At 76.0% G+C, this 10,030-nt stretch carries 9 protein-coding genes and 1 riboswitch; of the genes, 6 read left to right on the top strand and 3 right to left on the bottom strand.

The window, feature by feature from the left end; genetic code table 11:
* Positions 1-368 precede the first annotated feature (368 nt).
* From AMIR_RS20020 to AMIR_RS20010, 3 genes are all read left to right on the top strand, one after another.
* The gene (locus AMIR_RS20020; RefSeq protein ID WP_015802768.1) at positions 369-1,010 is read left to right on the top strand and encodes an NAD(P)-dependent oxidoreductase; all 642 of its coding nucleotides are present in this window, start codon (positions 369-371) and stop codon (positions 1,008-1,010) included.
* The gene (locus AMIR_RS35970) at positions 1,007-2,431 is read left to right on the top strand and encodes an SDR family NAD(P)-dependent oxidoreductase (protein WP_049796900.1); all 1,425 of its coding nucleotides are present in this window, start codon (positions 1,007-1,009) and stop codon (positions 2,429-2,431) included. The genes AMIR_RS20020 and AMIR_RS35970 overlap by 4 nt, the downstream gene beginning before the upstream one ends.
* 142 nt (positions 2,432-2,573) lie before the next feature.
* A complete protein-coding gene (locus tag AMIR_RS20010; RefSeq protein ID WP_015802766.1) occupies positions 2,574-3,926 on the top strand; it encodes an O-acetylhomoserine aminocarboxypropyltransferase/cysteine synthase family protein in 1,353 nt (450 codons plus the stop codon).
* Between the two features lie 196 nt (positions 3,927-4,122).
* On the opposite strand, the gene AMIR_RS20005 is transcribed toward AMIR_RS20010, so the two are convergent.
* The gene (locus AMIR_RS20005; protein ID WP_041838053.1) at positions 4,123-4,974 is read right to left on the bottom strand and encodes a bifunctional 5,10-methylenetetrahydrofolate dehydrogenase/5,10-methenyltetrahydrofolate cyclohydrolase; all 852 of its coding nucleotides are present in this window, start codon (positions 4,972-4,974) and stop codon (positions 4,123-4,125) included.
* Between the two features lie 26 nt (positions 4,975-5,000).
* Positions 5,001-5,080: riboswitch (ZMP/ZTP riboswitch) on the bottom strand.
* 105 nt (positions 5,081-5,185) lie between these two features.
* Here AMIR_RS20005 and AMIR_RS42815 point away from each other — a divergent pair.
* A complete protein-coding gene (locus AMIR_RS42815) occupies positions 5,186-5,686 on the top strand; it encodes a winged helix-turn-helix domain-containing protein (protein ID WP_015802764.1) in 501 nt (166 codons plus the stop codon).
* 47 nt (positions 5,687-5,733) lie between these two features.
* Here AMIR_RS42815 and AMIR_RS19995 read toward each other — a convergent pair whose 3' ends face one another.
* Complete coding sequence (locus tag AMIR_RS19995) at positions 5,734-6,534, bottom strand: alpha/beta fold hydrolase (protein ID WP_015802763.1); 801 nt, start codon at positions 6,532-6,534, stop codon at positions 5,734-5,736.
* 573 nt (positions 6,535-7,107) lie between these two features.
* Positions 7,108-8,379, bottom strand: a complete 1,272-nt coding sequence (locus tag AMIR_RS19990) for a DNA alkylation repair protein (protein ID WP_015802762.1) — start codon at positions 8,377-8,379, stop codon at positions 7,108-7,110.
* Between the two features lie 173 nt (positions 8,380-8,552).
* Here AMIR_RS19990 and AMIR_RS19985 point away from each other — a divergent pair, with 173 nt between their 5' ends.
* Together AMIR_RS19985 and AMIR_RS19980 are read left to right on the top strand one after the other, a co-directional pair.
* Entirely contained in the window at positions 8,553-9,194 is a 642-nt protein-coding gene (locus AMIR_RS19985) for a superoxide dismutase family protein (RefSeq protein WP_015802761.1), read from the top strand.
* A gap of 267 nt (positions 9,195-9,461) precedes the next feature.
* The gene (locus AMIR_RS19980) at positions 9,462-10,025 is read left to right on the top strand and encodes a hypothetical protein (protein ID WP_041836894.1); all 564 of its coding nucleotides are present in this window, start codon (positions 9,462-9,464) and stop codon (positions 10,023-10,025) included.
* Positions 10,026-10,030 lie beyond the last annotated feature (5 nt).

Below are 10,030 nucleotides of genomic sequence, written 5' to 3'. Positions count from 1 at the left end.
CGCGGGGGCCGGTCATCGCGCCCACCGCGCGCGGTGACGTCCGCACGGCTGAACAGCTGTTCAGGCGTGCGCGCGGACCTCGCGCCTTCCGACGGCCCGATGCGCCGCCCGCGCGCCGCTCGGGCCGGCAGCCGCCCCGCCGCCTCCCGGTGGCGCAGTCCGCGTTCCCACGCCCCCCGGCCCGCGTCGCTGCCCGACCGGCGGTCCGCGCTGGGCCGTCCGGGGGAGCGCACGACCCGACCGCGCCGCCGTGCTCCCCGGTCTGGCGGTGCTGCGCGCCGCCCTGCGCGAGTTGGATGGGGACCGTCCCGCCGGGGGCGCGGCCCCCCGAGCGGTCGGCGGGCCGGGGGGCCGGCTGAGGAGGACCGGTGCGCATCCTGGTGGTCGGGGCCAATGGCAGGCTTGGGCGGCGCGTGGTGGCGCGGGCGCTGGAGGTCGGGCACGAGGTGACCGCGTTCGCCCGCCGGGCCGACGGGCTGCCCGCCGACCCCGCGCTCGCGGTCCGGGTCGGCGCGGTCGCCGAGTGGCCCGCCGAGGTCAGGGCCGCCGTCTCCGGGCAGGACGCGGTGATCGCCGCGCTGGGCGCACCGCCGTGGAACGTCCGGCGGCGCGGACCCGCGGCCGTCGCGTCCGCCGTGGCGAACCTGGTGGTCGCGATGTGCGCGGAGGGGGTGCGGCGGATCGCCGTGCCGGTCGCCTGGGGCGCGGGCGTCAGCCGGGTGGCGGCCTCGCCGGTCCTGCGCGTGCTCGCCGCCACGGTGGTCCGCCGCGACTACCGGGACTACGGGGCGGCCGAGCGGGTGCTGACCACCTCCGAGCTGGACTGGACCCTCGCCTACCTGGGCGCCCTCACCGATCGCGGCGCGTCCGGGTGGCGGGCCAGCACCGACATCGGGCGACCGCGCGCGCTGGGCCTGTCGCGCTCGGCGGCGGCGGAGTTCCTGGTGTCGGTGGTGGAGCGGGACGACCTGGCGCGGCGGCGCGTCGTGCTGCACGGAGCGGCGCGGTGACCGGCGACGCGGGCGGCTACCCGTGCGGCGTGGACCGGCCCGGCTTCTGGAGCGCGGACCGGCCCGGCGCGTGGAGCGCCGACCAACCGGGCATCTGCAGCGACCGTCCGGGCTTCTGGCGCGCCGATCTGCTCGGGGTGTGGCTGCTCGACCAGCCGGGCGCCCTGCGGCGGCAACCGCCCGGCATCTGGCGCGTCGACCAGCCCGGTTTCTGGAGCTCCCACCGGGCGGGGGTCCGGAACGCGCTGCGGACGGCGGTGCGGGCGGTGATCCGGAGCTCCACCAGGGCGGCCGTGCGGGGCGTCGACCCGCACGGGGAACCCGGCAGACCCGGCCCGCCGCCGGGTGGTGGCGGGGAGGGGGACGTGGATCTTTCCGAGCGGCCGGTCGGCGACCCGTGCGGCGTGGACCGGCCCGGCGTGGACCGGCCCGGCGACCGGAGCGTTGACGGGTCCGGTGCGGGGGAGCCCGGCGGGCAGGCCGCCCGGCCCGATCCCGCGCGCCGCGCCGACCGGACCGGCGCGCGGAACCCCGGCTGGTCACCCGGCCGCCCTTCTCCCCGCGGCGTGGAGCGGCCCGGCGCGTGGGGCGCCGAGCAGGGGGACGCGGACGACCCGGTGGCCGACCGCGTCGTGGTGATCACCGGGGCCAGCTCCGGGCTCGGCGCGGCGGCGGCCCGGCGCTTCCACGCGCTCGGCGCGCGCGTCGTGCCCGTCGGCCGCTCGCCCGAGCGCACCGCCGCCCTCGCCGCCGAGCTGGGCGTCACCGGGCACGTGGTCGACTTCAGCAGCCTCGCCACCGTCCGCGCCCTCGCCGACGACCTGCTCGCGAAGCTGTCCAGGATCGACGTCCTCGCCGCCAACGCGGGCGGCATCCCCGACCGCACCGGGCCCACCGTCGACCGCGTCGACCCGGTGCTCCAGGTCAACGCGCTCGGCCCGTGGCTGCTCAACGCCCTGCTGCTGCCCGCGCTGTCGGGCGGCCGGATCGTCGCCACCTCCTCGCGGGCGCACCGGAGCGCCTCGCTCGCGGTGTCCGAGGTGGACGGGCTGCCGGTCGGCGCGCGCCCGCTCGGCGCGTACGCCGACTACGGCCGCGCCAAGCTCGTGTCCGGCATCCTGCTGCGCGAGCTGGGCCGCAGGAACCCCGGACTGCCCGTCGCCGACTTCCACCCCGGCGTCATGGCCACCGGCTTCGCCCGGCACCTCGGCGCGTCCGGCGCGCTGTTCACGCTCCTGGCCCGGCCGCTGCTGGTGCGCCCGGAGACCGCCGCCGACCAGCTCGTGCGCATCGCGGCCCGCGCCCGCGCCACCGGCTACCACGTCGGCGACCGCCCGGCCCCCGGCTCGCCGCAGCTCGACGACCCGGTGCTCGGCGCGCTGGTCTGGGACATGGCGGTGAAGGCCACCGGTCACCGCTGACGCCCGGCTCGGCGGCTGCTCGGCGGTCGCGCCCGATCGCCGGGCCGTTTCCGCTCATCGCCTGGCCGGGTGTCACTGGAAGTGATGATCTTTCGCCTTCTCCGGCCGTCGTGGGCCGCGCCCCGTCCTACGCTCCGCAACCGTGTTCCAGCCTCCCGACACCTCAGCGCCGCAGCCCCTCGCCCCCACCGGAGGCGACGGGGCGAGAGCCCGGCGCTGGTCGTTCGAGACGAGGCAGGTCCACGCGGGCGCGGCGCCCGACCCGGCCACCGGGGCCCGCGCCACCCCGATCTACCAGACCACCTCGTTCACGTTCGCCGACTCCGCGCACGCCGCCGACGTCTGCGCCCTGCGCGACCTGGACTCGCACGCCTACAGCCGGATCGGCAACCCCACGACCGCCGTCGCCGAGGCGCGGCTGGCCGACCTGGAGGGCGGGGTCGCGGCCGTCGCGCTCGCCAGCGGCCAGGCGGCGATCACCCTGGCGCTGCTCAACCTCGCCCGCACCGGCGACCACGTCGTCGCCTCCGCCGCCCTCTACGGCGGAACGCGGGTGCTGCTCGCCCACACGTTCACCGAGCTGGGCATCGGCGTCGACTTCGTGGCCGACGCCGACGACCCGGCCGCGTGGCGGGCGGCCGTGCGGCCCAACACCAGGGCGTTCTTCGCCGAGGTGGTCGGCAACCCGCTCGGCAACGTGCTGGACCTGCGCGCGGTCGCGGACGTCGCGCACGAGGCGGGCGTGCCGCTGGTGGTGGACAACACCGTGCCGACGCCATACCTGTGCAGGCCGCTGGAGCACGGGGCCGACGTGGTGGTGCACTCGACCACGAAGTTCCTGGCCGGGCACGGCAGCAGCGTCGGCGGCGCGGTCGTGGACGGCGGGCGGTTCGACTACGCCGCCGACCCCGACCGGTGGCCGCAGTTCACCGAGCCCGACCCCGGCTACCGGGGCGTGGTGTTCGCGGCGGACTTCGGCGAGTTGGCGTACGCGCTGCGGCTGCGGGCCAGGCTGGCGCGCGACCTGGGGCCCGCCGCGTCGCCGTTCAACAGCTTCCTGCTGCTGCAGGGGATCGAGACGCTGTCGCTGCGGGTGGAGCGGCACGTGGCCAACGCGGGGGTCGTGGCGCGCTGGCTGGCCGGGCGGCCCGAGGTCGCGCGGGTGCACTACGCGGGGCTGCCCGACGACCCGTGGCACGCGGCCGGACAGCGCTACCTGCCGCTCGGGGTGGGCGCGGTGGTGGCGTTCGAGCTGGTGGGCGGGCTGGAGGCGGGGCGGCGGCTGGTGGACCGGGTGCGGTTGTTCAGCCACCTGGCGAACATCGGGGACGTGCGCAGCCTGATCATCCACCCGGCGTCGACCACGCACGCGCAGCTCGAACCCGCGGAGCAGGTCGCTGCGGGGGTGACGGCGGGGCTGGTGCGGCTGTCGGTGGGGTTGGAGGGGGTCGCGGACCTGGTGGCGGACCTGGAGCAGGCGCTCGGGGACGGGTGACGTCGCCGCGCTGACGGGGGTCCGCGGCTGAGCGCGGGGCGGGGCTCCCTGGAACCCGCCCCGCGCTCAGCCGCGGGTGGTCGCGCGGCCCGGTTCGCCGCCGGGGGCGCGCGCCCCGCTCCGGTCCGCGCGGTCGGCGTGCCGCGCGGGACCGCGCCGGCCGGGCCGCTGTCCCGGCCTCGCGCGGTCGCCCGGACTAGACCGCCGCGCGGGCGTGGCGCCTGGCCGCCGCCACGGTCTGCTCCAGCAGCAGCGCGATCGTCATCGGGCCCACACCGCCCGGCACCGGGGTCAGCCAGGACGCGCGCTCGGCCGCGCCCGCCTGGTCCACGTCGCCGATGCCGCCGGGGTGGTAGCCCGCGTCCACGACCACCGCGCCCGGCTTGATCCACTCGCCGCGCACCAGCTCCGGCTTGCCCACCGCGGCCACCACTAGGTCGGCGCGGGCCACGTGGTCCGCGAGGTCCTTCGTGCGGGAGTGGCAGGTGGTGACCGTGGCGTCGCGGGCCAGCAGCAGCGCGCTCACCGGCTTGCCCAGGATCGGGCTGCGACCGACCACGACCGCGTGCATCCCGGCCGGGTCGACGCCGTTGACGTCCAGCAGCCGCAGGATGCCGCCGGGCGTGCACGAGTGGAAGCCCGGCTCGCCGAACGCCATCGCCGCGTAGGAGGCCATGGTCACGCCGTCCACGTCCTTGGCGGGCGCGATCGCCTCGAACGCGGCCCGCTCGTCGACGTGCGACGGGACCGGGTGCTGGAGCAGGATGCCGTCCACGGCGGGGTCCTGCGACAGCTCGGTGATCCTGGCGACCAGCTCGGCCGTGGTGGTCGACGCGGGCAGCTCCACCGCGCGCGAGTCGATGCCGACCCTGCGGCAGCGGGAGCGCTTCATGCGCACGTAGGTCTGCGACGACGGGTCCTCGCCGACCAGGACCGTGGCCAGCAGCGGCGCGCGGCCGTGCTGCTCGGTGAACTCCAGCGCGGCGACCGCGGTGGAGTCGTAGATCGCGTCTGCCGCGGCTGTTCCGTCGAGTGTCCGAGCGGGCACGGGCACACCCCTGTCATCCGGTGGATGAGGGGCACCCAGGCGGGCGATGCCTGCTCTGCTCGCACTCCCCGGTGGTGACCCACCCTCGCCAGTCGTGCTGCGCCATCGTAACCCCTCGGTGTCAAGCCGGTTCACGCCTTGGACGGTTTTGCGCGGGTGGGGCGGGCGTTCCTACCGTGGGTCGACGCAGCGGGAACGGGAGGGCAGCGCCGTGCGACTGGTGGTCACGATCAGCTTGGAGGTCGAGCCGGACGAGGTCGGGCCGGCCACGTCGCGGGTCGCGGACGCCTTGCGCGACAACGGGATCGCGGTGCACGGGGTGGGCGGCCTCCCGCTGCCCGCGCCGCCCCGGCCGTTCCCGCCCGCGCGGCCGGACGTGGAGCTGCTGGTGCTGCCGGACTCCCGGCGGGTGCTGCACCTGGGGCGCGCGCTGCCGCTGAGCAGGCGCGAGTTCGACCTGCTGCTGTTCCTGTGCGAGCACCCGGACCGGGTGCACGGCAGGCGGGAGCTGATCACCAGGGTGTGGGGCGGGGACGGGAGCCGGGGCACCAGGACGGTGGACGTGCACGTGCGGCGGTTGCGGCACAAGCTCGGCAGCGCGGCCGGGGTGATCGCCACGGTGCGCGGGGCCGGGTACCTGGTGGAGGCGGGGGAGCGGGTGCTGGTGCACCGGGCGGGTGAGCCGGGGGAGTTGTTGGTGGGCAACGGGTAGCGGTTGTCCACTGTGGACTGAGCTGTGCTGTGGTCGGTGCGCTGTGCTCAGTGCGCGTCGAGGAAGTCCGCGACCAGCGGGCCGGTCTCGTGGTGGAACTCCTCGAAGTACGCGTGCCGCGCGCCCTCGACCAGGTGCAGGCGGGTGTCCGGGATGCGCTTCGCGAGCAGCGGGGCGTTCGCGGTCGGGTTGAACTCGTCGTCGGTGCCGTGGACCACCAGCGTCGGGGCGGTGATCGACGGCAGGGCGTCCCAGGAGTTGTGGTTGCCGCTGGCGAGGAGGTGGCCCTTGCGGGCGTGCGGGGGCATGTCCGGGTCGCCCAGGGTGGTGAACGGGCCGCCGTGCGTGGTGAACGGCTCGTCGTGGCGCTCCAGCCAGGCCGGGGTGTACATCAGTTCCAGGAGCGCGCGCCGGGCCTTGAGGCGGTCGGGCTGGGCGAGGCTGCGGCGCACCTCGGCGGAGCGCTCGACGCCGTGCGGCGGACCGGGCGAGGTGCACCCCAGCACCAGCCCGCGCACCCGCTCGGGGTGGTCGGCGGCCAACCACTGCGCCACCCGGCCGCCCATGGACGTGCCGTACACGTGGCAGCGGTCGACGCCGAGGTCGTCCAGCACGCTGAGCGCGTCCTCGGCGAACGTGCGCGTGGCGTAACCGCCCTCGGGCTTGCCGCTCAGACCGGTGCCCCGGTGGTCGAGCACGACCGTGGTGAACTCCCGCTCGAAGTCCGGCCGCACCCGATCCCACCAGTGCAGGTTGTTGGCCTGCCCGGAGAGCAGGAGGAGCGGCTCGCCGGAACCGCTGACCTGGTAGTGGAGCTGCACGTCATCGGCTGACCGGGCGAAGGGCACCCGACCACCCTAACCCCCACCCCGCCCGCCAACCGGCCCGCACCACCCACAGCCCCGCTCGCCACCCGGCCCGCCCACCGCATCACCAACTAGCCCGCTCGCCAACCAACCCGCCCAACCGATGAGGGGATCGCGCCGCCAACCGGACTGCGCCGCCAACCGGCCCGCACCGCCAACCGGCCCGCACCGATGAGGGAGCTGCGCCGATGAGGGAGCTGCACCGCCGCCGGACCGCAACGGCGAGGGGACCTGCCTAGGTCGGACCGAGCCGGGACGATCCAGGCCAGGCCGGGCCGGGCCGGGTCGGACCCATGCTGGAACCGGTGGATGCCGTGGCCGGGACGGTGCCGGGCCGGGACGGTGCCGGGCCGAGGCGTTGCCGAGTCTGGGCGTTGCCGGGCGCAGGGCAGCACCCGGTGAACGCTGGGACCGGGGTCTGGATCGGGGTGGCATTGTGTTGGGCCGGTGCCAGGGCCAGGCCGGTGCCAGGGTCAGGGCGGTGCCAGGTTGGCGCCGGACCGGTGCGCGGCGCGTGGGCTAGCGGCGCGGCGCGGGTTCAGTTGTGGGGCATTGTCAGGTGCGCGTCACCTCCGCAGCCAGCCCCGCACCCACACCCGCGCCCGCGCCCGTTCCCGCACCCGCACCCGCACCCGGTCCCGTTCCTGGTCCGGTCGTGTCCGGTGTGGCGCTCGGCGCCGCTGCCTCCGCCGTTGCGCCCGGCGCCGCACCCCTCACCACCGCGCGTGGTCCGGGCAGCCCCGTCAGGGTGAACTCGGTCAGCCCGTGCCTGACGCCGTTGACCTGGAGCTCCACCGCGTGCGTGCCCGCGTGGTGCCGTCGGGTGGTGATCTCGCGGAACGGGTGGCGCTTGGTCAGCAGCGCGCGTTCGCCCGGCTCCAGCACGCGCGTGGTCAGCTTGAACACCTTCGGCGTCCTCGAACCGTCCGCCTTCACGTAGTGCACCGCGTAGTCGATCGCCAGCCGCGCCGCCTCCCGGCCCCGGTTCACCACCTCCGCCGTGAACTCCAACTCGCCCCCGAACCGCACCTCCGCCCTGGTCAGCACCGGGCCGCCCACCTCGACCTCCGCCGCCCCGTACCCCAGCAGCCCCAGCGCCCCCGGATCACCGCGCTTGACCAGGGTGCGCAGCGCGTGCCGCACCAGCCGGGGCGTCGTCGGGGCCGGGGCGGCCAGCCAGCGCCCGGCCACGTCGACCACCAGCGCCGGGTCCAGCCTGCTCACGTCGTTCAGGTGGTTGGCCACCGAGCGGCGCACGTACTCCGACTCGTCCGCGCGCAGCGCCTCCAGGACCGGCAGCGCCCGCCCCGGCTCCGCCGTCAGCCCCGGCACCCGTCTGCCCCACGGCAGGAACGGCCGGGTGCCCTCGCTGGCCAGCCGCCGCACGTGCTCGTCCGGCGACGCCGTCCACGCCAGCGCCACCTCCAGGGTCGTGCCCAGGTCGGCCAGCAGGAACGTGCGCAGCGCGAACTCGCCGGTCAGCCGCCCGGTCAGGGCCGCCAGCACGGCCAAGCCCTCCCGGACGCGGCCGGTCGACGCGGCGCGCGCCGCCAGCGCCTCGGACAGCGGCCACACCGCCCAGCCGCCGAAGCCCGGATCGGTCAGCGCCGCCAGCAGCACCGCCTCGAACGCCGACCAGTCCTCCGGCAGGTCGGCCAGCACCGCGTCCGCGACCAGCCTGGTCCGCCCCGCCAGCGCGACGCCGTCCAGCGCGCCCGCGACCCCGGCCACGCGCGGGCAGGGCGTCCCGGCCAGGCGCAGGCGCTCGGCCAGGTCGAGGACGGTCGTGGGGCTCAGGAGCTCATCGGCTGTGGGCACGGAACCCATTGTCCGGAGGGGTCTGACAGTTTTCGGGCGCGCGGGGAGGCGGGCGGCGAGGAACGGGGCAGTTCACCCGTCCGTGGAGCGCGTCACGGCCGGACGCCCTTGATCACCGTGTGTAGCATCCCGCCGCACCGGGTAGCCGTCCACTGCCGTGCAGGCCCAACGAAGGGGAAGTCATGCGCCTCACCCGCCTCCCGCTCGCCGTGCTCGCCGCCGCCGCGCTGGCAGCCGGGTGCACCCCGAGCGACCAGCCCTCCGAGCAGACGGGGGCCGGTGAACCGGTGGGGACCTCCGCCGAGGGCGACGCCGCGTCCACCGACGTGGTCACCGTCCGGGACTCCGGCGTGCTCGCCGTGCCGGAGGACGCGCAGACCGCCTTCACCTACAACCAGGACGCCGCACCGGTGGGCGCGAGCATGGACGTCGAGGTCGCCGAGGAGGACGAGCAGACCACGGTCCGGCTCTCCGTCCAGGGCTTCCAGCAGGACCGGGGCTACGCGGTGCACGCGCACACCCAGCCGTGCGGCAAGACCGGCGCCGACGCCGGGCCGCACTTCCAGCACGAGCAGGACCCGGCCGCCACCCCGGACAAGCCCTCCACCGACCCGGCGTTCGCCAACGCGCGCAACGAGTTCTGGCTCGACCTGACCACCGACGCCCAGGGCACCGGCGAGTCCGAGACCACCGTGCCGTTCGGGTTCACCGACCGGGTGCCCGCGTCGATCGTCGTGCACGAGGCCGAGCACACCATGACCGAGCCGGGCAAGGCGGGCACGGCGGGCGCGCGGCTGGCCTGCCTCACCGTGACCTTCCGCTAGCCCGTTCGCCGAGCCCTCGCCGGAACCCGCCCGAGCCCCGCTGACCACCGGCCGACGCCGGGACAACAGCCGGTGAACTCGGGCGGGTCCCCGAGCGCCCGCCCCTACCTCCGGCGGTGAAGGGGGTGGGCGTCGTGCCCGATCAAGGGTTCTTAACCGAGAACAGCGACAGCCTCCAGGTGCTCACCGGCGTCGTCTCGCTGGTGGGTCACCCTGCCGCTGTCGCTCCTGGGCTGGTGGCTCAAGCGCAAGCAGGTCACCGACCGGGTGCACCTGGACACCCCGGTCGGGATCAACCCGGCCGAGGACACGTCGATGATCGACGTGCGGCTGGTGAACAAGAAGAACGTGGTGGACAAGCCCAGCTTCGCGCTGGTGCGCATCGCCAACACCGGCAACGCCGCCATCCGCACCGAGGACTTCGAGGACGCGCTGACCCCGGAGTTCGGCGGCCTGACCGTGGTGGACGCCGAGATCGTCGAGGGCGACGCCCTGCTCAGGCGGGTCGAGCGCCACCCGCAGTGGCCCAACCCCGGTGGCGCGAAGCTGGTGCTGCCCAAGTCCCCGCTCAACCGCGAGGACCGCATCAAGCTGCTCGTGCTGCTGTCCGGCGAGCCCGACGCCGACCTCGTGGTCACCGGTTCCAGCGCGTTCGCCCCGGTGGTCGAGAAGCTCGCCGAGGCCTGCCGGGACAAGCGCGGTTCCGGCGCGAAGGTCGAGCTGATCGCGAACTCCGCCTACGCGGGCGTGGACTCGCTGGTCGACAGCACCGACGAGCAGCGGCAGCGCATCGCGGTGGTGGTCAACGCCACGACGGGGGCCGGCAGCTGACCACC

This window comes from Actinosynnema mirum DSM 43827 (assembly GCF_000023245.1).
Lineage (GTDB): Bacteria > Actinomycetota > Actinomycetes > Mycobacteriales > Pseudonocardiaceae > Actinosynnema > Actinosynnema mirum.
This window is presented reverse-complemented; position numbering and strand designations above follow the sequence as displayed.

Coding starts and splice junctions, on each gene's coding strand:
- AMIR_RS19990 (WP_015802762.1), bottom strand. CDS start 8,379: ATGGGTTCCGTGCCCACAGCCGATGAGCTCCTGAGCCCCACGACCGTC.
- AMIR_RS19985 (WP_015802761.1), top strand. CDS start 8,553: ATGCGCCTCACCCGCCTCCCGCTCGCCGTGCTCGCCGCCGCCGCGCTG.